Genomic DNA, 22775 nt, shown 5'->3' on the forward strand with positions numbered 1-22775 from the left:
CCCGCCCTCTGGAGGAGAGATGAAGCATCGCGGCAGACACCGCCGGCGCAGACGGGGCGCGGCACTGCGCGCCGTCCTGACCGGTACGGCACTGGCACTCACCGCCGCCGCCACCCTGATCAGCGCCTCCCAGGCCGAGGTCGGCGAGGACCCGGGCGCGCTGAAGCCGCTGGTCTCCCCCGCGGACACCGGCCCGCTCCGGCTCCAGGAGCACCTGGTCCCCGCCCGCACGCTGGACCGGCTCGCCGCCGCCATGGGCCGCCCGGTCGGTGTGGACGACGTACTGGACAGCGCCGACCGCGACCTGCGCGAGGCGGCCGACTGCCCCTCCGGCGACCGCGCGTCCCTGCCCGTCGCCCCGGCCGCCGCCCGCGCCTACTGCTGGGACCCGGCCGACTCCGCCGCCGACACCTGGCGGCCGGCGTCGGTGACCACCTCGGGGGACGCCGACGACGACGGCGTGTGGGGCACCCACCGGGTGATCCTGGCCGGCTCGGCGCACAGCACCACCGCCGGCCGGCCCGCCGAACGGGGCCTGGCCCGGGTCGCCTTCGTCGACGCGGACGACCCCGCGCACCTCGCCTACCGCTGGGCCCTGCTGGTGGTCCCGGTCGACGGCGGCCGCGACTACCGGGGCCTGACGTCCGGGATCTCCGGCATGGTCTGGTACGAGAACAAGCTGCTGGTCACCACCACGTCCGGCAGCGCCGACGCGCTCTACGTCTACGACCTCGACCGCATCCAGCGCACCACCGTCGACGCCCCCGCGATCGGCCGGGTGCCCGGCGGCTGGTCCGCCGACGGCCACCGCTACGTCCTGCCCGCGGTCGGCTCCTACCGCTTCGCCGCCGGCCGCTGCGCCCCCGCCGGCCCGCCCTGTCCCGGCGCGCTCGCCCTGGACCGGGGTACGGCACCGGACAGCCTGGTCGCCGCGGAGTGGACCGCGCCCGACGGCGACCGGCGCGCCCGGCTGTGGCGGTACGCGTTCAGCACCGACCCGGCACGCCCTGGGCTGCTCGCCACGGACGGCCGGGGGCGGGCGGACGCGGTGGAGGCGTACCGGACCCGGGCGGCCGGGATCCGGGGCGTGCTGTCGTACCGGAAGCCGGGGGCGGACCGGGCGTCCTGGTATGTGGGACGGCTGCCCGGCTCGCAGGACGGGCACGGCGGACTGTGGCGGCAGGACACCGCGGGGGCCCGGGCGGTGCGCTGCGGCGCCGACGCCTCGGACCGCTGCTGGGCGCGGGACGCGGGTTCCCTCTCCTACTGGCAGGCGACCGGCGAGGTGTGGTCGCTGTCCGACCGGATGCTGTTCGCCCTGCCGCTGGCCGGCCTCGACGGCGCCCTGGACTGACCCCCGGGGGCCCGGGCGGGCCCGGGGCCGGCCGGGCCCGGACGCCGATCGACAGACCGGGCCGGGGGATGGTTCCCTGGCCCGCATGAGCAGCGTTCCCGTCACCACCTGGTCCCTTGAGCAGACGTCCCCGGCCGATCTCCTGCCCGCCGCCGCGCCCGACGGCGACGTCCGGATCGTCCGCGCCGAGGTGCCCTCCCCCGAGTTCAGCCGCTTCCTGTACGCCTCGGTCGGCGGTGACATCCGGTGGACCGACCGGCTGGGCTGGACGTACGCGCGGTGGCAGGAGTACCTGGAGCGGCCCGGCGTGGAGACCTGGGTGGCGTACGACCGGGGCACCCCGGCCGGCTTCGTGGAACTGGAGCCGCAGGACGAGGGCGTGGTGGAGATCGTCTACTTCGGGCTGATCCCCGCCTTCCGCGGCCGGCGCATCGGCGGCCACCTGCTGGCGTACGGCACGGCACGCGCCTGGGACCTGGCCGAGCGGTGGCCGCAGCGGACGCCCACGAAGCGGGTGTGGCTGCACACGTGCAGCAAGGACGGCGACTTCGCGATGGCCAACTACCAGCGGCGCGGCTTCAAGCTGTTCGACACCAAGGTGGAGCTGGAGCCGGAGACGGCCACGCCCGGGCCGTGGCCCGGGGCATACCCCGCCTGACCTGGCGGGACAAGCCTTCTCGCAGCGCATGTGAGCGACGCCACCCTTGTTCCACATTCCGGGACAAGGGTGTCCGCATGATGGACGAAGCTGGACTGTGTCCAGATCGCCGTGACACGCTTCCGTCATGCCTGGAACTGGAATTGCCTTGGTGAGTCGGCGGCACGTCGACCTCGGCCGCATGTCCAGCGCCATCTGTCCGGCGAGCTGACGCCCCAGCACCGCCGTTCACTCCTCGTACCTGATCACGCCTGCGCAAGGGTGCGCACTCATGCCCGCGTGCGCACGTACGCGCAGGTCAGAGCCGACTTCCCGCCTGTCCCGAAGGACGTACACCCATGGCCGCCACCCCACAGAACCCTGCCGCCTCAGCGCCCCGCCGCAAGGTGAGCCGTCACCGCGGTGAGGGCCAGTGGGCCGTCGGCCACTTCACGCCCCTCAACGGCAACGAGCAGTTCAAGAAGGACGACGACGGTCTCAATGTGCGGACACGCATTGAGACGATCTACTCCAAGCGCGGCTTCGACTCCATCGACCCGAACGACCTGCGCGGCCGGATGCGCTGGTGGGGGCTGTACACCCAGCGCAAGCCCGGGATCGACGGCGGCAAGACCGCGGTGCTGGAGCCGGAGGAGCTGGACGACGAGTACTTCATGCTGCGCGTGCGCATCGACGGCGGGGCGCTCACCACGCGGCAGCTGCGGGTGATCGGCGAGGTCTCGCAGGAGTTCGCGCGCGGCACGGCGGACATCACCGACCGGCAGAACGTCCAGTACCACTGGATCCGCATCGAGGACGTGCCCGAGATCTGGAACCGGCTGGAGGGCGTGGGCCTGTCCACGGTCACCGCCTGCGGTGACACCCCGCGCGTGATGATCGGCTCCCCGGTGGCGGGCATCGCCGAGGACGAGATCATCGACGCCACGCCGGCGCTGGAGGAGATGAAGCGCCGCGTCCTGAACAACCCGGCGTACTCGAACCTGCCGCGCAAGTTCAAGACGGCCATCTCGGGTTCGCCGCTGCTGGACGTGGTGCACGAGATCAACGACGTCGCGTTCGTCGGCGTGCGCCACCCCGAGCACGGCCCGGGATTCGACGTGTGGGTCGGCGGCGGCCTGTCCACCAACCCCAAGCTGGGCGTGCGCCTCGGGGCCTGGGTGCCGATCGACGAGGTACCGGACGTCTACGAGGGCGTCATCTCGATCTTCCGCGACTACGGCTACCGGCGGCTGCGCAACCGCGCCCGGCTGAAGTTCCTGGTCGCCGACTGGGGCGCGGAGAAGTTCCGGCAGGTGCTGGAGGACGAGTACCTGGGAGGGCGCAAGCTGGTCGACGGACCCGCGCCCGAGCAGCCGGTGCAGCAGTGGCGGGACCACATCGGTGTGCACCGGCAGAAGGACGGCCGGTTCTACGTCGGTTTCGCGCCGCGCGTCGGCCGGGTCGACGGGGCCACGCTGACGAAGGTCGCCGACCTGGCCGAGGCGCACGGTTCGGGCCGGGTCCGCACCACCGTCGAGCAGAAGATGATCGTCCTCGACGTCGAGCAGGACCAGGTCGAGTCGCTGGTGGAGGGCCTGGAGGCGCTGGACCTCACCGCGCGGCCGTCCTCCTTCCGGCGCGGCACGATGGCCTGCACCGGCATCGAGTTCTGCAAGCTCGCCATCGTGGAGACCAAGCAGCGCGGCTCGACGCTGATCGACGAACTGGAGCGCAGGCTGCCGGACTTCGACGAGCCGCTCACCATCAACCTCAACGGCTGCCCGAACGCCTGCGCACGTATCCAGGTCGCGGACATCGGTCTCAAGGGCCAGCTGGTCCTCGACGACCGGGGCGAGCAGGTCGAGGGCTACCAGGTGCACCTGGGCGGCGCCCTCGGTCTGGAGGCGGGCTTCGGCCGCAAGGTGCGCGGCCTGAAGGTCACCGCGGACGAGCTGCCCGACTACATCGAGCGGGTGCTGGGGCGCTTCCAGGCGGAACGCGAGGCCGGCGAGCGGTTCGCCGCCTGGGCTTCGCGGGCTTCCGAGGAGGCGCTGTCGTGAGTGAGCGTGCGGCGCCTTTCTACTGCCCCTACTGCGGTGACGAGGACCTGCGTCCGCACGAGCAGGGCCACGGCGCCTGGGAATGCGGGGCGTGCAACCGCGCATTCCGGCTGACGTTCCTCGGGCTGCTCGCCCGGGGGCTGCAGCGAGCCGACAACGGAGGGGACGACCGGATATGACGACGGCTCAGCAGGAGCGCACGACCGAGGAGCTGAAGGCACTCGCCGAGCAGGCGGGCCGTGACCTGGAGGACGCCTCCGCGCTGGAGATCCTCCAGTGGGCGGTGGACACCTTCGGGAAGCAGTTCTGCGTCACCTCCTCCATGGAGGACGCCGTGGTCTCCCATCTCGCCTCGCGCGTGGTGAAGGGCGAGGCCCCCGTCGATGTGATCTTCCTCGACACCGGCTACCACTTCCCGGAGACCATCGGCACCCGGGACGCCGTGGAGGCCGTGATGGACGTCAACGTCATCACCCTCACGCCGCGGCAGACGGTCGCCGAGCAGGACGCGGAGTACGGCCCGAAGCTGCACGACCGCGACCCCGACCTGTGCTGCAGGCTACGCAAGGTGCAGCCGCTGGAAGAGGGCCTGAAGGACTACCAGGCGTGGGCGACGGGCCTGCGCCGCGACGAGTCCCCGACCCGGGCGGACACCCCGGTCGTCGGCTGGGACGAGAAGCGGCAGAAGGTCAAGATCTCGCCGATCGCCCGCTGGACCCAGGACGACGTGGACGCGTACATCACCGAACACGGTGTGCTCACCAACCCGCTGCTGATGGACGGCTACGCCTCCGTCGGCTGTGCCCCGTGCACCCGCAGGGTCCTGGAGGGCGAGGACGCGCGGGCCGGCCGCTGGGCGGGCCGCGCCAAGACCGAGTGCGGGCTGCACGGATGACGACGAACCATCAGGAGACTGACGTGACGACCGGAGCCACCGTCTGGCTCACGGGTCTGCCGAGCGCCGGCAAGACCACCATCGCCTACGAGCTGGCGGACCGGCTGCGTGCGGGGGGCCACCGGGTCGAGGTGCTCGACGGCGACGAGATCCGCGAGTTCATCTCGGCGGGCCTCGGCTTCTCCCGGGAGGACCGGCACACCAACGTGCAGCGCATCGGCTTCGTCGCCGAGCTGCTGGCCCGCAACGGCGTCAAGGCGCTGGTGCCGGTGATCGCGCCGTACGGCGACAGCCGGGACGCCGTCCGCAAGCGGCACGAGGAGAACGGGACGCCGTACCTGGAGATCCATGTGGCGACCCCGGTCGAGGTGTGCAGCGTGCGCGATGTGAAGGGCCTGTACGCCAAGCAGGCGGCGGGTGAGCTGACCGGTCTCACCGGTGTCGACGACCCGTACGAGGAGCCCGAGACCCCCGATCTGCGGATCGAGTCGCAGCATCAGACGGTGCAGGAGTCCGCCGGGTCGGTGTACGCGCTGCTGAGCGAGAGGGGACTGGCATGACCACGGTCGCCAAGCCGAACGAGGGCACGGCGAGCCCGTACGCCCTGTCGCACCTGGACGCCCTGGAGTCCGAGGCGGTGCACATCTTCCGCGAGGTCGCGGGCGAGTTCGAGAACCCGGTGATCCTGTTCTCCGGTGGCAAGGACTCCATCGTCATGCTGCACCTCGCGCTGAAGGCGTTCGCGCCGGCCGGGGTTCCCTTCTCCCTGCTGCATGTGGACACGGGACACAACTTCCCGGAAGTCCTTGAGTACCGGGACCGCGTGGTGGCCGCCCATGGGCTGCGTCTCCATGTGGCCTCCGTCCAGGACTACATCGACCGCGGTGTGCTCAAGGACCGTCCCGACGGCACCCGCAACCCGCTCCAGACCCTCCCCCTCACCGAGAAGATCCAGTCGGAGAGGTTCGACGCGGTCTTCGGCGGCGGCCGGCGCGACGAGGAGAAGGCCCGGGCCAAGGAGCGCGTGTTCTCGCTGCGGGACGAGTTCTCCCAGTGGGACCCGCGCCGTCAGCGCCCCGAGCTGTGGAACCTGTACAACGGCCGGCACGCCCCCGGCGAGCACGTCCGCGTCTTCCCGCTGTCCAACTGGACCGAGCTGGACGTCTGGCAGTACATCGCCCGTGAGGGCATCGAGCTGCCGGAGATCTACTTCGCGCACGAGCGCGAGGTGTTCCGGCGGGGCGGCATGTGGCTGACCGCCGGCGAGTGGGGCGGCCCGAAGGACGGCGAGACCGTCGAGAAGCGGCTCGTGCGCTACCGGACGGTGGGCGACATGTCCTGCACCGGCGCGGTCGACTCCGACGCGACCACGCTGGACGCCGTCATCGCCGAGATCGCCGCGTCCCGGCTGACCGAGCGGGGCGCGACCCGCGCCGACGACAAGATGTCCGAGGCCGCGATGGAAGACCGCAAGCGCGAGGGGTACTTCTAAGCATGAGCACGACCACGACCGAGGCGCTCCCGGCCACCACCCTGCTGCGGTTCGCCACCGCCGGCTCCGTCGACGACGGCAAGTCCACGCTCGTCGGGCGGCTGCTGCACGACTCCAAGTCGGTCCTCGCCGACCAGCTGGAGGCCGTGGAGCGCGTCTCCGCCAGCCGCGGCCAGGAGGGCCCGGACCTCGCGCTGCTCACCGACGGCCTGCGCGCCGAGCGGGAGCAGGGCATCACCATCGACGTCGCCTACCGCTACTTCGCGACCCCGCGCCGCCGGTTCATCCTCGCCGACACGCCCGGGCACGTGCAGTACACCCGCAACATGGTGACCGGCGCCTCCACGGCCGAGCTGACGGTGATCCTGGTCGACGCCCGCAACGGCGTGGTCGAGCAGACCCGCCGGCACGCGGCCATCGCCGCCCTCCTGCGCGTCCCGCACGTGGTGCTCGCCGTCAACAAGATGGACCTGGCCGGGTACGCGGAGCCCGTGTTCGCCGCGATCGCCGAGGAGTTCACGGCGTACGCCACCGAGCTGGGCGTCCCCGAGGTCACCGCGATCCCGATCTCGGCGCTGGCCGGCGACAACGTGGTGGAGCCGTCCGCGAACATGGACTGGTACGGCGGCCCGACCGTGCTGGAGCACCTGGAGACCGTGCCGGTCAGCCACGACCTGGCGCACTGCCACGCGCGGCTGCCCGTGCAGTACGTGATCCGGCCGCAGACCGCCGAGCACCCGGACTACCGGGGCTACGCGGGCCAGATCGCGGCCGGTTCCTTCCGGGTGGGCGAGCCGGTCACCGTGCTGCCGTCCGGCCGTACGACGACCATCACCGGCATCGACCTGCTGGGCGAGCCGGCCGACGTGGCGTGGACGACGCAGTCGGTGACGGTGCTGCTGGCGGACGACATCGACGTCTCGCGCGGCGACCTGATCGTGCCGACGAAGGACGCGCCGGCCACCACCCAGGACGTGGAGGCGACCGTCTGCCACGTCGCCGACGCCCCGCTGACGGTCGGCCACCGGGTACTGCTCAAGCACGGCACGCGCACGGTCAAGGCGATCGTGCGGGACATCCCGTCCCGGCTGACCCTCGACGACCTGTCCCTGCACCCGCACCCGGGGCAGCTCGTCGCCAACGACATCGGCCGGGTGAAGATCCGTACCGCCGAGCCGCTGCCGGTCGACTCCTACGCCGACTCGCGCCGCACCGGCTCGTTCATCCTGATCGACCCCTCCGACGGCACCACGCTCACCGCCGGCATGGTCGGCGAGTCGTTCGCGGCCCCCGAGCCGGTCAAGGACGAGGCCGACGACGACGGCTGGGACTTCTGAGGATGTACGCCACCGACTTCTACTCGACGTTCGCGAAGGAGGGCGGCCGCGTCGGCAGCGGCGCCCTCGGCAGCGGGCAGGGCGGAGTGGCGCGATGTGTGCGCTGACGTACGCGCACCGCTTGCGCGCCCCGTCCCCCCACCCGACGTCCCGGACGCGACGAAGACCCTTGCCGAACTCCCGGCCACGACCTGAAAGCCCGTGACCGCCGGGCCAACGAGAGGACACCCTCCCGTGCCTGCCAACCGCTCCACCCTCCTTCGCCGCGGTGCCGCCGTGGTAGCAGCGCTCCCCCTGCTCACCCTCGCCGCCTGCGGTTACGGGTCCAAGTCCACGGCCGACAACGCCAAGGAGAAGGTCGCCGCCGGCTCGTCCAAGATCGACGGCCTCGGGTCCGTCAAGATCGGCTACTTCGGCAACCTGACCCACGGCACCGCGCTCGTCGCCCGTCAGCAGGGCCTGTTCCAGAAGGAACTGGGCGCCACCAAGGCGGACTACCAGATCTTCAACGCCGGCCCCTCGGAGATCGAGGCGCTCAACTCCGGCTCCATCGACATCGGCTGGATCGGCCCGTCCCCGTCGATCAACGGTTACGTCAAGTCCAACGGCAAGGGCCTGAAGATCATCGGCGGCTCGGCCTCCGGCGGTGTGAAGCTCGTCGTCGACCCGAAGAAGATCACGTCCCTGAAGGACGTCAAGGGCAAGAAGATCGCCACGCCGCAGCTCGGCAACACGCAGGACGTGGCGTTCCTCAACTGGATCAGCGACCAGGGCTGGAAGGTCGACGCCAACACCGGCAAGGGCGACGTGTCGGTGGTCCGCACCGACAACAAGATCACCCCGGACGCCTACAAGTCCGGTGCCATCGACGGGGCCTGGGTGCCGGAGCCGACCGCGTCCAAGCTGGTCGCCGAGGGCGGCAAGGTGCTGCTCGACGAGGCCTCGCTGTGGCCGGACAAGAAGTTCGTGATCACGAACATCATCGTGCGCCAGGCCTTCCTCAAGGAGCACCCGAAGGCCGTCGAGGCCGTGCTGAAGGCCTCGGTCGAGGCCAACAAGTGGATCAACGCCAACCCCGGCCGGGCGAAGGCCGTGGCGAACAAGCAGCTTGAGACCGACTCGGGCAAGGCGCTGCCGGCCAAGGTCCTGGACCCGGCGTGGAAGTCCATCCAGTTCACCGACGACCCGCTGGCCTCAACCCTCGGCACGGAGGCGGAGCACGCGGTCAAGGCCGGCCTGCTCCAGAAGCCGGACCTCAAGGGAATCTACGACCTCACGATCCTCAACAAGGTCCTCAAGGCCGAGGGCGCGAACACGGTCGACGACGCCGGTCTCGGCGCGAGCTGACCCCCGCCCGACGAGTTCCCAGGAGGTGACGACCATGGCAACGACCTTCGCCAAGGCCGCGGAGTCGGTGGAGTACGCCGCCCGCCTTGAGCACGTCTCGAAGTCCTTCGCAGGACCGGGCGGGCAGCAGCTCGTCCTGGACGACATCAGCATCGATGTCGCGCCCGGCGAGTTCGTCACCCTCCTGGGGGCCTCGGGCTGCGGCAAGTCCACCCTGCTCAACCTGGTCGCGGGCCTGGACCGGCCGACCGCCGGCGCCATCGCGACGGACGGCCGCCCCGCCCTGATGTTCCAGGAGCACGCCCTCTTCCCGTGGCTGACGGCGGGCAAGAACATCGAACTCGCCCTCAAACTCAGGGGAGTCGCGAAGAACGACCGCCGCGGCAAGGCCGAGGAGCTGCTCGAACTCGTCCGCCTGAAGGGCGCGTACGGCAAGCGGGTGCACGAGCTGTCGGGCGGTATGCGTCAGCGTGTGGCGCTGGCCCGCGCGCTCGCCCAGGAGAGCAACCTGCTGCTGATGGACGAGCCGTTCGCGGCCCTGGACGCCATCACGCGGGACGTGCTGCACGACGAGCTGACCCGCATCTGGGCGGAGACGGGCCTGTCCGTCCTCTTCGTCACGCACAACGTGCGCGAGGCGGTGCGGCTCGCCCAGCGGGTCGTGCTGCTGTCCTCGCGCCCCGGCCGGATCGCACGCGAGTGGACGGTCGACATCCCGCAGCCGCGGCGCATCGAGGACGCGCCCGTGGCCGAACTGTCCCTTGAGATCACCGATGTACTGCGTGGGGAGATCCGCCGTCATGGCCAGCACTGAGACGACGCCGGCCCAGGACGCCGGAAGCGTCGAGGCGGGCCTCGACGCACTGGAGACGACGGCCGCCGGCCGTACGCCCTTCAGCCAGACCTTCAGGAACAAGATCCTGCCGCCCATCGTCGCCATCGCCGTGGTGCTGGTGGCCTGGAGCCTGCTCTACCCGGTCGTCGACAACCCGTCGAAGCTGCCCTCGCCCCAGGACGTGTGGGCCGAGGTCGAGGACCAGTGGCTCAAGGGCACCCTGATCGACTACATCTGGGGCAGCGTCTCCCGCGGTCTGCTGGGCTTCCTGCTCGCGCTGGCCATCGGTACGCCGCTGGGTCTGCTCGTGGCGCGGGTGAGGTTCGTGCGCGCGGCGTTCGGCCCGATCCTGTCCGGTCTGCAGTCGCTGCCCTCGGTCGCCTGGGTCGCGCCGGCGGTGATCTGGCTGGGCCTGGACAACTCGGTGATGTTCACCGTGATCCTGCTCGGCGCCGTCCCCTCGATCGCCAACGGCCTGGTGTCGGGTGTCGACCAGGTGCCCCCGCTGTTCCTGCGCGCGGGCCGCACCCTGGGCGCGACCGGGCTGCGCGGCACCTGGCACATCGTGATGCCGGCGGCGCTGCCCGGTTATGTGGCCGGGCTGAAGCAGGGCTGGGCGTTCTCCTGGCGTTCGCTGATGGCCGCCGAGATCATCGCCCAGTCGCCGGACATGGGCATGGGCCTGGGCCAGCTGCTGGAGGTGGGCCGTACCAACAGCAGCATGGCGACGGTCTTCCTCGCCATCCTGCTCATCCTGTTCGTCGGCATAGCGATCGACCTGCTGATCTTCAGCCCGCTGGAGCGGTGGGTGCTGCGCAGCCGCGGCCTGCTGGTGAAGAGCTGAGTCCCATGCGCCCTGTGCAGCCGGTCCGTCCCGTCCTCGTCGTCATCGCCCACGGCAGCCGCGACCCGCGCCATGCCGCGACGGTGCACGCCCTCGTGCGCCGGGTGCGCTCGCTGCGCCCGGACGTGCGGGTGGAGACCGGCTTCCTGGACTTCAACGTCCCGTCCGTGCACGGGGTGCTGCGGTCGCTGGCGGCGGAGGGCGTCCGTGACGTCGTCGCCCTCCCCCTGCTGCTGACCCGCGCGTTCCACGCGAAGGCGGACATCCCCGCCGTGCTGCGGGACGCGCCGGCGCAGCTGCGCATCCGCCAGGCGGAGGTGCTCGGCCCGTCGCCGCTGCTCCTGGCCGCCCTCGAACGGCGGCTGTACGCGGCGGGGCTGTCCCCCGCCGACAAGTCCTCGACCGGGGTCGTGCTGGCCTCGGCGGGGTCCTCCGACCCGGAGGCGATCGCAGTGATCGCCGACATCGCGCGGGAGTGGTGGCACACCGGTTGGTGCGCCGTGCGGCCTGCGTTCGCCTCCGCATCCCTTCCCCGTACCGAGGACGCGGTACGGGAGCTGCGCGCGCTGGGCTGCGCGCGGGTGGCCGTGGCGCCGTACGTCCTGGCGCCGGGTTTCCTGCCCGACCGCATCGCGCGCGGCGCGGCCGGGGCGGACGTCCTGGGCGATGTGCTGGGTGCGGCGCCCGAGGTGGCCCGGGTGCTCGTGGAGCGGTACGAGGGGGCGTCCCGGCCCGCTCTGACGGCTCTCGGGGCCTGACCACCGTCCCGGCCGCGGGAGGGAGCCCGCACCGCGTCGGCCGTCGGGGGCTCCTGGTCCCCCAGCCGTCTCAGCAGTGACGGTGACCACTCCGCCGCCGCGCACCGAGCACCACATCCGGCTGCGCCGCGCCGCCCGGGTGCGGGCCCATCGTCTGCTGCCGGAGCCGGCGCGGCACGACTGCTCGGGCGCGGCGCTCGTGGCGGAGCTGGTGGAACACCCCGGGAAGCCGGGGCGGTTCGGGCTCGTCGACCGCTCAGGGGAGACCTGGACGGGCACCCGCTCGGACGGCACCGTGCAGACGGTCGAGCCCGGTCGGAGGGTGCCGCTGCGGTCGGGTCTCGACCTGGACCTCGGCGGCGGGGTCCGGGCGGTGGTGCGGGCGCGGTGACGTCCGTGGCCGGAGCCAGGTGGCGGCGGGGCTCCGGCCGGTTACAGTCCCAGGGCGGTGAGGAGCTGCCGGGTGAAGGCGAGGCTGCCGGTGCCGGCCGAGGCCGCGATGGCGATCGTTTCCAGGGCGGAGCGGATCCGGCCCCGGTTGGGCGGCAGGCCGTCCTCGGCGGACTCCTGGAACTGGGCCTGGATGATCTCGCCCTGGCGCACCAGCTGCGGGTACTCGGCGCGCAGCGTCTCGGTGAGCCGCGCGGACAGGTCCATCATGGTCGGCAGGTCGGGGTTGGCGTGGTCGACCTGCATCTGCCCGTGGTCGCCGAAGTCGGCCGGGCCGTTGACGTTGCCGATGTTGTAGGAGCTCATGTCCTGTCCTCGCTTGTGATTCCGGCTGGCCAGGTTCCGGGCCGGAGGGGCCGCCGGATGGCTGGGGTTGGGGTTTCGGCGGGGGCGGGCCGGATCCCGCGGGCCCGGGTCCGCCCTGGGCTCCCGGGCCGCCGTGGGGTCCGGGTCCTTGCTGCCCGCCCGGGAGAACCGTCGCGGGGGCGCCGAAGTTGCTGGGACCGCTGACGTTACCGATGTCGTACGTCCGCGTGTTGATGACCTGCACGGCCTTGTCGAGGGAACTGGTGCCGATGGGGTGGTCCCGCAGGAACCGTTCCGTGGCGGTCGGCACGCCCTGCCGGAGCCGGAACAGGTGGCCCTGCGCGTCGGTGCGTTCGAGGCGACCGGCCTCGTCCCGGGCGCCGAGGTCCTCGCGGAGGCTGCCGGTGGCGCCGTGGCCGTGGCGGACGTGCTGCCGGGTGACGGCGCGGCGGGTCCGGGTCAGGGCGCGTTCCCGGTCGTGCTGCCGGCGGTGGCGGCGCAGGGTGCGGCCGAGGGCGCCGCGCTGTCCGGGGCCGGTGCGGCGGGTGGCGTGGCGGGTCAGGTCCCACCAGCGTTCGAGGGGGACGACCGGGAGCCCGGCGCGGGACAGGCGGGTGGGGTCGGGCGGCGGCCCGGGGATCAGGGGGACGTTGCTGCCGCGGACGTGGAGCCGGTTCCGGGCGCGCGGGCCCTGGAGTCCGGGCATGTTCTGCCCGTGCCGTGCCATGTGGGTGCGCAGGCCGATGACGTCGAAGGGGCGCAGCGGGAGCTTTCCGCCGCCGGGCGCTTCGGCGGGCCGGCTGATGCCGGGGGGCTGCCGGACGACCTCCGAGAGGTACACCTCCCGGGCCGTGTCGCGGTCGCGGGCCTCGGTGTGGCGGACCAGTCGCCGGGCGACCGCGCAGGCGCCGAGAGGGCCGAAAATCGCCACCCGTCCGAGTGACGGGTGCGCGTTGACCAGTCCCCGAGATCCGACGGGCAGGGCGAGGAGTACGGCCGTCCGGAGGCAGGCGAGCCGGTGGTCGAGGGCGGCGCGGCGGCGGGTGGCCACGCGCGCGGGCCGGGTGAGGGCGACGGCGCTGATGTGCGGGCTCGGCCCGAGGGCGTCGAGCCGGTCTCCGGTGAGCACCCGGTCGACGTAGAGGGCGACGTCGTCGGCGACGTGCACCGAGGCGCTCAGGCGCCGGGTGACCCCGTCCTTGCGGTACTGCGGCAACGACGGCAGCGGCCTGCCGGTCACACTCATCCGTCCGTCCCCCTCACGCCTGTCGCGCGGCTCACCCTAGAAACAACTCCGCGGGTTTGTCGCGTGGTTCGGTGAGGCGCGGCGGCGGGGGCCGGGGGTGTGGTAACGGTCGCCGCGGTCCGGCGCTCCCCTGCGACGTCGGACCGCGACGGCTCTTGGTTCTGCGCCGGCCGTGGCCGCCGTGTCACACGTGCGCCGCGGGCGGCCCGCCGCAGGGGCACTTATCGGCCAATCTCTTCTCGGGTCAGTCGAACCGGAGCGCTCCGGTGCGGGTCCGCTTCAGCTCGAAGAGGTCGGGGTGCCGGGCCAGCACCCGGAAGCTGTCGAAGAGTTCGGCCGCCTCGGCACCGCGCGGCACGGCGCGCAGCACGGGCCCGAACCACACGGTGCCGTCGAGGTGCAGGGTGGGGGTGCCGACGTAGCCGCCGGTCTCCGGTTCGGCGCCGGCCGTGTGGCTGCGGCGGACGGCGTCGTCGTACGCCGGGTCGTGGGCCGCGGCCGACAGGTCGGCGGGGAGGCCGAGTTCGGCCAGCGACTCGGTGATCACCGTGTCGAAGTCCTTGACGCCGTGGTCGTGGATGCGGGTGCCGAACGCGGTGTACAGGTCGCGCAGCACCTCGTCGCCGTGCCGTTCGGCGGCGGCCACGGCGACCCGTACCGGGCCGATCGAGCGGTCCACCAGGTCCCGGTACCAGTCGGGCAGTTCGTTGCCGGTGTTGTGCAGGTGGAGGCTCATCACCCGGAACCGGAGGTCGAGCGGGCGCAGCCGCTCGACCTCCAGCAGCCAGCGGGAGGTGATCCAGGCGAACGGGCAGGCCGGGTCGAAGTAGAAGTCGACCCGGGCAGGGCCGGCGGTGGTGCGGGGCGGGGTGTCGGTGCTGCTGTGCGTCATGACGGCGACGCTAGTGCCCGGATGGACCGGAGTCCCGGCCCAATCGACCGCTGTATGACTGGTCCGATCGGCGGACCCTCGCGGCCGGGGCCGTTGGTCAGCCGCTCTGCCGTACCGCCTCGTCGGCCAGCCGGACGAGGTCGGCGACCGGCAGCGAACCGGCCGGCCGGCCCTCGCGCGCGAACTCGCCGGCGAGGCGCTGCAGCAGTTCGTTGAGCGGGGTGGGGACGCCGTGCAGCCGGCCGAGCAGGACGATCTCGCCGTTGAGGTAGTCGGCCTCGATGGTGCCGGTGCCCCGGACCAGGGACTGCCAGGAGGAGCCGCCGCCCCGCGGAACCCCGTCCAGCGGGACCAGGGTGACCTTGCCGTCGCGGGCGGCGCGCTGTTCCGCCGCGCCGGCGTACGCGATCCCGGCGGCGTCGAGCACCTCCTCGCCCTCCGCGCGGACCCGTGCGAACAGCGCCTGGGCCGCCTCGCTCGCCACGGGTCCGCTGACCGCCTCCAGCGCGTTGCCGAGGTTCCCGAGCAGCTTGGCGTACTGCCAGCGGGCCACGTCGGGCACGACCGGTGCCTCGAAGTGCGCGTCCGTGAGGTCGGCGGCGATCCGGCGGATGGTGTCGTCGGCGCCGTGCGGGGCGCGGCCGAGGTGCAGCACGCCGGTGAGCGGGGCGCCGGCGGCGGAGACGGTCCCGGGTTCCACGAAGGTGGAGGGCAGCCAGACGCAGACCCCGTACACGCGCCGGAAGCGGCGCAGTGCCAGCCGGCCGCTTTCGACGCCGTTCTGCAGGCAGACCAGCGGCAGCCGTTCGGCCGCGGTGCCGCCGCCGGCGACGGGTGTGCCGGCCCAGGTGTCCAGGGCGGCCACGGTGTCCTGGGTCTTCACGGCGAGCAGGAGGACGTCGTCGGGGCGCAGTTCGCCGAGCGGGTCCGGCCCGTCGACGGCGGGCAGCCGGTGCGTCGACTCCCCCTGCGGGACCCGCAGGCGCAGCCCGTGCGCGCGGAGGGCGGCCAGGTGGGCGCCGCGGGCGACGAGGACGACCTCGCGCCCGGCCTGGGCGAGGCGTCCACCGACGGTGCCGCCGACCGCGCCGGCTCCGATGATGATGTAGCGCATGCGCCGAGCCTCGCACAGGCGGGCGGTCCCGCGGCGCCTGCCGTGCGGCCCTCGTGCCCCGTGGGGGCGGGCGCGAAGGCCGCACGGCACGGCGTGGGCCGGGCTGCGCGAAACTCTCGCTGATCAGCGGCGTGCGGATCAACTCCTTCACGCAGCTGTGACTTGTTCAACAAGGTTTCGCAATGACAAACCGGGAGCGCTGGCGGCGGATCGGACACCGGAGCCCTGAGAGCCGTCCCCGAGAACCGGCGATAGGTGTAAGGGGCCGTCGTCCTCCCCAGTGGTGATCCGGCCACCGCACAGTTCACCGGCCAGTACGACGAGCCGTTCCCGTCCGGCCCCTACCGTCGAATCGAACAAGCACGCAGGTGACGGCAGGGGGCCGGCACCGCACACGAGGGGGGCAGACCCGTCATGGGGAACACAGAGGTGCGGGTGCGGGGGCTGGCCGCCCGCGCCGGCGGCTGGAGCGCCCGGCACCGCTGGGCGGCCGTCGGCATATGGGTGTTGTTCGTGGTCCTGGCGATGGGGCTCGGCTCCGCGGCGGGCCGGGTCGACGTGGACCAGAGCGACCAGCTCAAGGGCGAGACCCACACCGCTGCGAAGATCATCGAGGACGCCGGCATCAAGGAGCCGGCCGGCGAGACCGTGCTGGTCCAGGGCAGGACCGGCGCCGTCAAGGCCACCGGCACCGAGTTCCGCGCGGCCGTCGCCGACGTCGTGAAGGCCGTCGAGGGCACCGGCGAGGTCACGGGCGTCACCTCGCCGTACGACACGCACACCGTCTCCCGCGACGGGCGCAGCGCGCTGGTCCAGTTCGACCTGCGCGGTGACGCGGAGACGGCCGCCGACCGGATCGAGCCGGTGCTGGACGCCGTCGCCGGGGTGCAGAAGGACCACGCGGGCCTGCGGATCGAGGAGATCGGCGGCGCCAGCATGCAGAAGCAGTACAAGGACGCCTTCGGGGACGACTTCCGGCAGGCCGAGTACTCGGCGGTGCCGGTCGCCCTCGGCATCCTGCTGATCGCGTTCGGCGCGCTGGTGGCCGCGCTGCTGCCGGTGGCCCTCGCGATCACCGCGATCATGGCGACGATGGGCCTGATGGGCCTGGTCAGCCACCTCCAGCCGATGAGCGACACCGCCAACTCCGTGATGCTGCTGGTTGGTATGGCCGTCGGCGTCGACTACTGCCTGTTCTACCTGCGTCGCGAGCGCGAGGAGCGGGCCGCCGGCCGGGACGCGGGCACCGCGCTGCGGATCGCCGCCGCCACCAGCGGCCGGGCGATTGTCGTCTCCGGGGTGACGGTGTGCGTGGCGATGGCGGGCATGCTGTTCACCGGGCTCGCCGAGTTCGAGGCGATGGGCCTGGCCTCGCTGATGGTCGTGGCGGTCGCCATGGCCGGCTCGGTCACCGTGCTGCCCGCGCTGCTGTCGCTGCTCGGCGAGCGGGTCGAGAAGGGGCGCATCCCGTTCCTGGGCCGCCGCCGGCGCACGGGAAGCGGGGACAGCCGGTTCTGGTCGGCCGTGCTGCGGGGTGTGCTGGCCAAGCCGCTCGTCTCGGTCGTCGTCGCGGCCGGCGCGCTGCTGGCGATCGCCGCGCCCGCGCTCGGCATGAAGACCCAGCAGCTCACCCTGGACCAGGAGTTCGGCGACTCGCTGCCCATGGTGCAGACGTACAACCACCTCAACGAGGCCTTCCCGGGCGGCAGCGAGCCGGCCCAGGTCGTCGTCAAGGCCACGGACGTCAACGCCCCCGGCGTGCGGCGGGCGCTGGCCGACTTCCGCAGGCAGGCCATCGCCTCGGGCGCCTCGCGCGGCCCGGTCGAGGTCAAGCTGTACGACGCGCAGAACGTCGCCCTGGTCTCCGTGCCGCTGGTCGGCGGCTCCGACATGGACCGGGCGACGAAGAGCCTGGAGAAGCTGCGCGACGAGGTGCGGCCCGCCACCCTCGGCAAGGCCGACGGCGTGCAGGCGCCGATCACCGGGCAGGTCGCGGGCAACCACGACTTCAACGACCAGCTGATGGGCTCCGTCGTCCCGGTCTTCGCGTTCGTGGTCGTCTTCGCCTTCCTGCTGATGCTGCTGTCGTTCCGTTCGCTGACGGTCGCGATCACGTCGATCGTGCTGAACCTGCTGTCGGTGGCCGCCGCGTACGGCATCCTCGTCGCCGTCTTCCAGCACGGCTGGGGTGCCTCGCTGGTGGGCGCGGAAGGGGTCGGCGCGATCGTCACCTGGCTGCCGCTGTTCCTCTTCGTGATCCTGTTCGGGCTGTCGATGGACTACCACGTCTTCGTGGTCTCCCGGATCCGCGAGGCGCGGATGCGCGGCCGTACGACGACGGACGCGATCCGGCACGGCGTGGTCACCACGGCCGGGGTCGTCACCAGCGCCGCCGTCATCATGGTCGCCGTCTTCGCCATCTTCGGCACGCTGTCCATGCAGTCCATGAAGCAGATGGGCGTGGGCCTGGCCGCGGCGGTCCTGATCGACGCCACGGTCATCCGCGGGGTGCTGCTCCCGGCGGTGATGGCGCTGCTCGGCGAGCGCAACTGGTACCTGCCGAAGTGGCTGCACCGGCTGCCGGACCTCACGCACGACGAGGCGCCCGAGCAGGCCGCGTCACCGGTGCCCGACCGGGGTGAACGGCTGACCGTCTGATCCCGCCCGTCGCCGCAGGGCCCGCCGCTGCCCCCGTGGGGACCGGCGGGCCCTGCCGTGCTCCCGTCCGGTGGGAGCGGTCCTCTAGCGCGGGCCGCGGCCGGGCAGTTCGGCCTCGATGAGGTCGGCCGCCCGCCGGGTGCCGCCCTCCTGGGCCATCTCCGCCTGCACCGCCTTGAGCCGGCGGGCCACCTCCGGGTCGTCCACCAGGGCGAGCGCGGCCTCGCGGAGCCGGTCGGCGGTGGCCTCCTCGGCGGGCAGGTGCCGGGCGACGCCGAGTCCCTGGAGCATGCCGGCGTTGCCGAACTGGTCGGCGGCCTGCGGTACGGCGATCATCGGTGTGGCGGTGGCGAGCCCTTCCTGGCTGCCGCCGGCGCCCGCGTGCGTGACGAACAGGTCGGCCTGCCGCAGGATCGACAGCTGCGGCACCCAGTCGTGCACTTCGACCTCCTCCGGTACGTCGCCCAGTTCGTCCCGGGTCACATGCCGGCCCACCTGGAGGACGACGTGCCAGCCGGGCAGGTCCGCGAAGGCGCGCACGCACTCCCGGTAGAAGGCGGGCTGCTTGGTGAAGGCCGATCCGAGGGAGACCAGCACGACCTTCTCCGCGTCCGCGGGGCGCCGCCAGTCGCCCTGCCCGGCGCGGTCGCCCTGGCAGGCGCCGACGAAGGTGTACACGCGTTCGTCGACCCGGTCGGCGTGCGGCTGGAGTGCCCTCGGGATGAGCACCAGGGAGCGGTCGGGGCGGCCGGCGAAGGAGTCCGGGTCCAGGGTGATCCCGTTCTCGGCCAGCCACGCCCCGAACCGGGCGTAGTAGGCACGTCCGCGCTCGGTCCGCCGCGGCTCCCGCCACATCGGCTCGCCGACCTCCTCCTCGTAGCCCTTCCAGGCGACGAGGTTCGGGGAGAGGGAGATCGCGGGGACGCCCCAGCGGTGGGCGAGGACGCGGGCCGGGTAGGAGGTGATGTCGTGCAGGACGAGGTCGGGGGTGTCGCCGGCGTAGGCCTCGGCGAGCTGCGGGAGCGCCTGGATCGCGTCGTCCAGGAACGGCTCCACGTTGTCGAGCAGGGTGCTCCCCCAGGCCTCGGGGTCGGCGTCGGGTCCGGGCAGGGTGGAGGTGTAGGGCACGGGCCGGGCGCCGGTGTCGGCCACCTTGCCGGCGAAGGCCGGCGGGATGGCGTAGGTGACGCGGTGGCCGCGGGCGACGAGTTCACGGATCACCTCCATGCTGGGGTTCACGTGGCCGTGGGCGGCGATGGAGAACATGGCGATGTGGGCGGGCGGGATCGTTGCAGGCATGACGTCGAGGCTAGGTGAGACGATACGTCTCGTCTAACGCTTTTCGGTGCGCCGGGGACCGTCCCTGCGGTGACCGTTCAGCGCTGGTAGCGGGCCAGCACCAGGTTTCCGTCCCGTTCGAGGCGGTGGCGCAGCTCTTCGAGGCCGATCGCGCCGCTGTAGTACTCCTGGTAGGCCGGGGCGGCCACCTTGTCCTTCCATTCCGCGTAGCCGCGCACGGACTGGGCGGGTGCCGGGCGCAGCCGGGCCGCGAGGGCGGTGCCGGTGGCCCACCCGTACTTGGCGGTGTGCAGAGCCGGGTCCTTCAGTGCCCCGGTGCCGGTCGGCAGCATCCAGTCGCCGAGGGCGAGGCGGACCATGTTGCGGGGCCGCAGCAGGAAGTCGATGAACGCGACCGCTTCCTTCTTGTGCGGGCAGTCGGCGGACACGGACAGCGTCTGCGGGCTGACGCCCTGGGTGAGCCCGTCGGCGCCGGCCGGGGCCGGCAGCACCGTCCAGTGGAAGTCCGCGGGCGCCTGCTGCACGATCTGCTGGCGGTAGGAGAAGCCCAGCGGGACCATCGCGTACCGGCCGGCGAAGAAGCCGGGCAGGGTGTCCGAGCCGCCGCTGCCGAGCGTCGAGGCGGGCGCGCTGCGGTCGAGGACGACCTGGTCGCGGATGGTGCGCGGGACGACCGCGTCCCCGGCCGTGAAGCGCACGGTGACCCTGCCGTCCGCGCCCCGGTGGAAGAGCCGTCCGCCCGCCGACAGGGACAGGTTGAGCGTGGCGGAGACGGGTTCCCTCAGCGGCCAGGCCACGCCGTACCGCCCCGGCCCGCTCAGCCGCCTGGCGACCTGCCGGAACTCCGCCCAGCTCCAGGGGTGTTGGGGTGTCGGTATGCGCACCCTCGCCGCGCGCAGCCGGTCGGCGTCGGCGATGAGCACCCGGGGCTCCTGGAGGAACGGCACGCCGTAGACACCGCGTCCGAAGGTGGCCGTCGCCCAGCCGGCGCGCGGGATGCCGGACCGCAGCCGGGCGGGCAGCAGGCCGGTCAGGTCGGCGAGATAGCCGCCGTAGGCGAAGTCGGCCAGGTCGTCGGAGGCGTCGTGGATGATGTCGGGTGCCTCGCCGCCCTCGAAGGAGGTGAGCAGCTGGTCGTGCACGCTGTCCCAGCTCCCCTGGACGTACTCGACCTTGACGTCGGAGTGGGTGGCGTTCCACTCCCGCACCAGCTCCTTGTTGGCGGCGACGGACTCCTGCTGCCAGGCCAGTGACTGGAAGCGCAGGGTGACGGGGCCGCCGTCCGTGCGGTCGCCCGGGGAGCAGCCCGCGAGGAGCAGGAGGACGACGAGCGCGGTGGTGATCGCTCTGCGCATCAGCTCTTCACCGCCCCCGAGAGCAGGCCGCCCGTGATCCGCCGCTGGACGAGCGCGAAGACGGCCACGGAGGGCAGGGTGGCGAGGAACGCGGCGGCGGCCAGCGGGCCGAGGTCGGCCACGCCCTCAGCGCCGATGAAGTGGGTGAGGACGACCGGGAGGGTCTGCTTGCCGGGGCTCTTGAGCAGCACCAGCGCGAAGAAGAACTCGTTCCACGCGGTGACGAAGGCGAACAGGGCCGTCGCCGCGATGCCGGGGCCGAGCAGCGGCGCCGTCACCGACACCAGCGTTCTCAGCCGCCCGGCCCCGTCGACGGCCGCCGCTTCCTCCAACTCGACTGGCACCGCCCGGACATGGCCGGTCAGCATCCACAGGGCGAACGGCAGCGCCCACACCACGTACACCAGTACCAGTCCGGCCAGGGAGTCGATCAGCCGCAGGTTCTTCAGTACCAGGAACAGCGGGATGATCACCAGCGCGAAGGGGAACGCCTGGCTGACCACCACCCACCCCGTGGCGGCCCGCGCCAGCCGGGTGCGGTGGCGGGCCATGACGTAGGCCGTCGGGGTGGCGATGAGTACGGCGACGGCGGCGGTGCAGGACGCCACCAGCAGCGAGTTGAGCGCGGCGTGCGCCAGCGGCTGCTCGGCGAAGGCCTGCCGGACGTTGGCCAGGGTCGGGTCGCGCGGGATCCAGGCCGGATGCAGGCTGCCCAGTTCCCGCGGGGACTTCAGCGCGGTGGACAGAAGCCACAGCAAGGGGAAGGCGAGGAACAGCAGGTAGCCCAGGAGGGCCGGGTAGCGTCCGGCGCGGGCGGCACGGCGGGTCCGGGAGATCCGGGGAGCACGGGAGGTCCGTGAGATCCGGGGGGTGTGGGTGGTCCGTGCGGCCCTCATGCGGTGTCACCGCCGCGCAGCCGGCCGGCCAGGAACACCGCGAGCAGGACCGAGACCACCGCTACGAGCACGCAGCCCATCGCCGCCGCGTAGCCGAACTGGCCGTAGCGGAAGGCCTCTTCGTACGCGAAGAGCATCGGCAGCCGGGTCCTGCCGCCGGGTCCGCCGCCCGTCAGCACGTAGACCAGGGCGAAGGAGTTGAGGTTCCAGATGAGGTTGAGCGCGGTGACGGCGAGGGCCACCGGCCGGAGTGCGGGCCAGGTGACGGCGCGGAAGCGGCGCCAGGCGCCCGCGCCGTCGACGGCCGCCGCCTCGTGGAGTTCGCGCGGGACGTTCTGCAGTCCGGCGAGCAGCGCGACCGTGGTCTGCGGCAGGCCCGCCCAGACACCGACGACGATCACCGCGGGCAGCGCGGTGGCCAGGCCGCTCAGCCAGTCCCGGCCGGCACCGAGACCGAGGTCACGCAGGGTCTCGTTGAGGACACCGGCGTCCGGGCTGTAGACCAGCCGCCACATGATGCCGACGACGACCTCGGGCATCGCCCAGGGCACGATCGCGAGGGCGCGGGCCAGGCCGCGCAGGCGTAAGTCCTGGTTCAGCAGCAGGGCCAGGCCGAGCGCCAGCAGGAACTGCGGCACGGTCACGCCGGCCGCCCAGACCAGTCCGATCCGGAAGGACTCCCAGAAGAGGGTGTCGTGCAGCAGGTCCCGGAAGTTGAGGGCGCCGATCCACCGGGTGGCGGCCGTCCGGCCGGACTGGGCGTCGGTGAAGGCCAGCAGGGTGCCGTAGAGCAGCGGGCCGACGCTCAGCAGGAGGATCGGGAGGAGGGCGGGCAGGACCAGGAACCAGGAGCCGTGATCGGCGACCCGGCGGCCGGCCCGCCCGCGTGCCGGGGCCGGTGCCGGTGGTCTGCGTGCTTCGGCCACTGATGTCACGGAACCAGCCCCTTTGCCTGCACGGTTGGCGTGTTCATGGTCGTGAAGGCCCGGCACCTCGTCAA

The 22775-nt window shown here is 72.6% G+C and carries 23 protein-coding genes; 16 read left to right on the forward strand and 7 right to left on the reverse strand.

The features are described from left to right. Window positions 1-19: 19 nt before the first annotated feature. The 14 genes from IG05_RS0102435 to IG05_RS0102500 all read left to right on the forward strand — a co-directional run bounded on the left by IG05_RS0102435 (window position 20) and on the right by IG05_RS0102500 (window position 11950). Entirely contained in the window at window positions 20-1354 is a 1335-nt protein-coding gene (locus IG05_RS0102435; protein ID WP_030338654.1) for a hypothetical protein, read from the forward strand. A gap of 85 nt (window positions 1355-1439) precedes the next feature. Continuing rightward, window positions 1440-2012 carry a GNAT family N-acetyltransferase gene (locus IG05_RS0102440; protein WP_030338655.1) on the forward strand — a complete coding sequence of 191 codons (573 nt, stop codon included), beginning with the start codon at window positions 1440-1442 and terminating at the stop codon, window positions 2010-2012. Window positions 2013-2139: 127 nt separating this feature from the next. Beyond that, window positions 2140-2223, forward strand: a complete 84-nt coding sequence (locus tag IG05_RS50210) for a putative leader peptide (protein WP_310739661.1) — start codon at window positions 2140-2142, stop codon at window positions 2221-2223. A gap of 127 nt (window positions 2224-2350) precedes the next feature. After that, on the forward strand, window positions 2351-4051 hold the full coding sequence (locus tag IG05_RS0102445; RefSeq protein ID WP_030338656.1) for a nitrite/sulfite reductase: 1701 nt from the start codon (window positions 2351-2353) through the stop codon (window positions 4049-4051). Continuing rightward, on the forward strand, window positions 4048-4230 hold the full coding sequence (locus tag IG05_RS0102450; RefSeq protein ID WP_030338657.1) for a hypothetical protein: 183 nt from the start codon (window positions 4048-4050) through the stop codon (window positions 4228-4230). Before IG05_RS0102445 ends, IG05_RS0102450 begins: the two co-directional genes overlap by 4 nt. Further along, complete coding sequence (locus IG05_RS0102455) at window positions 4227-4946, forward strand: phosphoadenylyl-sulfate reductase (RefSeq protein WP_030338658.1); 720 nt, start codon at window positions 4227-4229, stop codon at window positions 4944-4946. Before IG05_RS0102450 ends, IG05_RS0102455 begins: the two co-directional genes overlap by 4 nt. Before the next feature lie 23 nt (window positions 4947-4969). Next, window positions 4970-5506, forward strand: coding sequence for an adenylyl-sulfate kinase (gene cysC, locus IG05_RS0102460; RefSeq protein ID WP_037812765.1), 537 nt, complete (start codon window positions 4970-4972; stop codon window positions 5504-5506). After that, window positions 5503-6438: a sulfate adenylyltransferase subunit CysD gene (cysD, locus tag IG05_RS0102465; protein WP_030338660.1), complete on the forward strand. Its 936-nt coding sequence runs from the start codon at window positions 5503-5505 to the stop codon at window positions 6436-6438. Before cysC ends, cysD begins: the two co-directional genes overlap by 4 nt. Before the next feature lie 2 nt (window positions 6439-6440). Then, window positions 6441-7775 carry a sulfate adenylyltransferase subunit 1 gene (locus IG05_RS0102470; RefSeq protein ID WP_030338661.1) on the forward strand — a complete coding sequence of 445 codons (1335 nt, stop codon included), beginning with the start codon at window positions 6441-6443 and terminating at the stop codon, window positions 7773-7775. 234 nt (window positions 7776-8009) lie between these two features. After that, complete coding sequence (locus IG05_RS0102480; RefSeq protein WP_030338663.1) at window positions 8010-9122, forward strand: aliphatic sulfonate ABC transporter substrate-binding protein; 1113 nt, start codon at window positions 8010-8012, stop codon at window positions 9120-9122. 34 nt (window positions 9123-9156) lie between these two features. After that, window positions 9157-9936 carry an ABC transporter ATP-binding protein gene (locus tag IG05_RS0102485; protein ID WP_030338664.1) on the forward strand — a complete coding sequence of 260 codons (780 nt, stop codon included), beginning with the start codon at window positions 9157-9159 and terminating at the stop codon, window positions 9934-9936. Continuing rightward, window positions 9923-10801 carry an ABC transporter permease gene (locus tag IG05_RS0102490; protein ID WP_030338665.1) on the forward strand — a complete coding sequence of 293 codons (879 nt, stop codon included), beginning with the start codon at window positions 9923-9925 and terminating at the stop codon, window positions 10799-10801. The genes IG05_RS0102485 and IG05_RS0102490 overlap by 14 nt, the downstream gene beginning before the upstream one ends. Before the next feature lie 5 nt (window positions 10802-10806). Further along, window positions 10807-11559 (forward strand): sirohydrochlorin chelatase, encoded by a 753-nt coding sequence (locus IG05_RS0102495; protein ID WP_030338666.1) that lies wholly within the window; start codon window positions 10807-10809, stop codon window positions 11557-11559. An 82-nt stretch (window positions 11560-11641) separates the two neighbouring features. Further along, a complete protein-coding gene (locus IG05_RS0102500) occupies window positions 11642-11950 on the forward strand; it encodes a hypothetical protein (protein WP_030338667.1) in 309 nt (102 codons plus the stop codon). A 41-nt stretch (window positions 11951-11991) separates the two neighbouring features. Here IG05_RS0102500 and IG05_RS0102505 read toward each other — a convergent pair whose 3' ends face one another. Continuing rightward, entirely contained in the window at window positions 11992-12315 is a 324-nt protein-coding gene (locus tag IG05_RS0102505) for a hypothetical protein (RefSeq protein WP_030338668.1), read from the reverse strand. A 331-nt stretch (window positions 12316-12646) separates the two neighbouring features. On the opposite strand from IG05_RS0102505, the gene IG05_RS46620 reads away from it, so the two are divergent. After that, window positions 12647-13258 carry a hypothetical protein gene (locus IG05_RS46620; RefSeq protein WP_158838757.1) on the forward strand — a complete coding sequence of 204 codons (612 nt, stop codon included), beginning with the start codon at window positions 12647-12649 and terminating at the stop codon, window positions 13256-13258. A 547-nt stretch (window positions 13259-13805) separates the two neighbouring features. Here IG05_RS46620 and IG05_RS0102515 read toward each other — a convergent pair. Together IG05_RS0102515 and IG05_RS0102520 are read right to left on the reverse strand one after the other, a co-directional pair. Next, window positions 13806-14453: a DsbA family protein gene (locus tag IG05_RS0102515; RefSeq protein WP_030338670.1), complete on the reverse strand. Its 648-nt coding sequence runs from the start codon at window positions 14451-14453 to the stop codon at window positions 13806-13808. Between the two features lie 97 nt (window positions 14454-14550). Continuing rightward, window positions 14551-15567 carry a ketopantoate reductase family protein gene (locus IG05_RS0102520; RefSeq protein ID WP_030338671.1) on the reverse strand — a complete coding sequence of 339 codons (1017 nt, stop codon included), beginning with the start codon at window positions 15565-15567 and terminating at the stop codon, window positions 14551-14553. Between the two features lie 414 nt (window positions 15568-15981). On the opposite strand from IG05_RS0102520, the gene IG05_RS0102525 reads away from it, so the two are divergent. After that, entirely contained in the window at window positions 15982-18225 is a 2244-nt protein-coding gene (locus IG05_RS0102525; RefSeq protein ID WP_030338672.1) for an MMPL family transporter, read from the forward strand. Between the two features lie 84 nt (window positions 18226-18309). On the opposite strand, the gene mgt is transcribed toward IG05_RS0102525, so the two are convergent. The 4 genes from mgt to IG05_RS0102545 all read right to left on the reverse strand — a co-directional run bounded on the left by mgt (window position 18310) and on the right by IG05_RS0102545 (window position 22710). Next, the gene (mgt, locus tag IG05_RS0102530) at window positions 18310-19524 is read right to left on the reverse strand and encodes a macrolide-inactivating glycosyltransferase (RefSeq protein ID WP_037812774.1); all 1215 of its coding nucleotides are present in this window, start codon (window positions 19522-19524) and stop codon (window positions 18310-18312) included. A gap of 77 nt (window positions 19525-19601) precedes the next feature. Continuing rightward, the gene (locus IG05_RS0102535; RefSeq protein ID WP_030338674.1) at window positions 19602-20879 is read right to left on the reverse strand and encodes an ABC transporter substrate-binding protein; all 1278 of its coding nucleotides are present in this window, start codon (window positions 20877-20879) and stop codon (window positions 19602-19604) included. Then, entirely contained in the window at window positions 20879-21775 is an 897-nt protein-coding gene (locus IG05_RS0102540) for a carbohydrate ABC transporter permease (protein ID WP_234335745.1), read from the reverse strand. The genes IG05_RS0102535 and IG05_RS0102540 overlap by 1 nt, the downstream gene beginning before the upstream one ends. Next, complete coding sequence (locus IG05_RS0102545) at window positions 21772-22710, reverse strand: carbohydrate ABC transporter permease (protein WP_030338676.1); 939 nt, start codon at window positions 22708-22710, stop codon at window positions 21772-21774. The genes IG05_RS0102540 and IG05_RS0102545 overlap by 4 nt, the downstream gene beginning before the upstream one ends. Window positions 22711-22775 lie beyond the last annotated feature (65 nt).

The organism is Streptomyces sp. NRRL S-1022, assembly GCF_000720135.1.
Taxonomy (GTDB): Bacteria; Actinomycetota; Actinomycetes; order Streptomycetales; family Streptomycetaceae; genus Streptomyces.

Bases quoted from the DNA above. Each gene is read 5' to 3' on its own strand.
- cysD (WP_030338660.1), top strand. From the start codon at position 5,503: ATGACCACGGTCGCCAAGCCGAACGAGGGCACGGCGAGCCCGTACGCC.
- IG05_RS0102455 (WP_030338658.1), top strand. From the start codon at position 4,227: ATGACGACGGCTCAGCAGGAGCGCACGACCGAGGAGCTGAAGGCACTC.
- IG05_RS0102520 (WP_030338671.1), bottom strand. From the start codon at position 15,567: ATGCGCTACATCATCATCGGAGCCGGCGCGGTCGGCGGCACCGTCGGT.
- IG05_RS0102490 (WP_030338665.1), top strand. From the start codon at position 9,923: ATGGCCAGCACTGAGACGACGCCGGCCCAGGACGCCGGAAGCGTCGAG.
- IG05_RS0102445 (WP_030338656.1), top strand. From the start codon at position 2,351: ATGGCCGCCACCCCACAGAACCCTGCCGCCTCAGCGCCCCGCCGCAAG.
- mgt (WP_037812774.1), bottom strand. From the start codon at position 19,524: ATGCCTGCAACGATCCCGCCCGCCCACATCGCCATGTTCTCCATCGCC.
- IG05_RS0102495 (WP_030338666.1), top strand. From the start codon at position 10,807: ATGCGCCCTGTGCAGCCGGTCCGTCCCGTCCTCGTCGTCATCGCCCAC.
- IG05_RS0102435 (WP_030338654.1), top strand. From the start codon at position 20: ATGAAGCATCGCGGCAGACACCGCCGGCGCAGACGGGGCGCGGCACTG.
- IG05_RS0102535 (WP_030338674.1), bottom strand. From the start codon at position 20,879: ATGCGCAGAGCGATCACCACCGCGCTCGTCGTCCTCCTGCTCCTCGCG.
- IG05_RS0102525 (WP_030338672.1), top strand. From the start codon at position 15,982: ATGGGGAACACAGAGGTGCGGGTGCGGGGGCTGGCCGCCCGCGCCGGC.
- IG05_RS0102540 (WP_234335745.1), bottom strand. From the start codon at position 21,775: ATGAGGGCCGCACGGACCACCCACACCCCCCGGATCTCACGGACCTCC.
- IG05_RS0102470 (WP_030338661.1), top strand. From the start codon at position 6,441: ATGAGCACGACCACGACCGAGGCGCTCCCGGCCACCACCCTGCTGCGG.
- IG05_RS0102485 (WP_030338664.1), top strand. From the start codon at position 9,157: ATGGCAACGACCTTCGCCAAGGCCGCGGAGTCGGTGGAGTACGCCGCC.
- IG05_RS0102505 (WP_030338668.1), bottom strand. From the start codon at position 12,315: ATGAGCTCCTACAACATCGGCAACGTCAACGGCCCGGCCGACTTCGGC.
- IG05_RS50210 (WP_310739661.1), top strand. From the start codon at position 2,140: ATGCCTGGAACTGGAATTGCCTTGGTGAGTCGGCGGCACGTCGACCTC.
- IG05_RS0102440 (WP_030338655.1), top strand. From the start codon at position 1,440: ATGAGCAGCGTTCCCGTCACCACCTGGTCCCTTGAGCAGACGTCCCCG.
- IG05_RS0102515 (WP_030338670.1), bottom strand. From the start codon at position 14,453: ATGACGCACAGCAGCACCGACACCCCGCCCCGCACCACCGCCGGCCCT.